Origin of the sequence: Paracoccus sp. S4493 (assembly GCF_000967735.1) — a bacterium.
GTDB classification, from domain to species: Bacteria; Pseudomonadota; Alphaproteobacteria; order Rhodobacterales; family Rhodobacteraceae; genus Paracoccus; species Paracoccus marcusii.
This window is the reverse complement of record NZ_JXYF01000477.1, coordinates 1-386: the sequence shown is the minus strand read 5'-3', so window position 1 is coordinate 386 and position 386 is coordinate 1. Positions and strand designations below refer to the sequence as shown.

Here is a 386-nt window from a genome sequence, read left to right as displayed (position 1 = left end):
TCGACCGGGGCTGGATCACCTCGTCGATGAAGCCCTTTTCAGCGGCCACGAAGGGGTTGGCAAAGCGGTCCTCGTAATCCTTGGTGCGGGCGGCGATCTTGTCGGCATCGCCCAGTTCGCTGCGATACAGGATCTCGACCGCGCCCTTGGCGCCCATCACCGCGATCTCGGCGGTGGGCCAGGCATAGTTGAAATCGCCGCGCAGATGCTTCGACGCCATCACGTCATAGGCGCCGCCATAGGCCTTGCGGGTGATGACCGTGACCTTGGGCACCGTCGCCTCGCCATAGGCGAACAGCAGCTTCGCCCCATGCTTGATGACGCCGCCATATTCCTGGCCGGTCCCCGGCAGAAAGCCCGGAACGTCGACCAGCGTCAGGATCGGG

Annotated in this window: 1 protein-coding gene; it reads right to left on the bottom strand. The window is 64.5% G+C overall.

Translation table 11 applies throughout. From position 1 onward, the window contains the following. Positions 1 to 386: carboxyl transferase domain-containing protein (locus TW83_RS18595; protein ID WP_045984275.1), on the bottom strand; the 386-nt coding region annotated here is incomplete at both ends.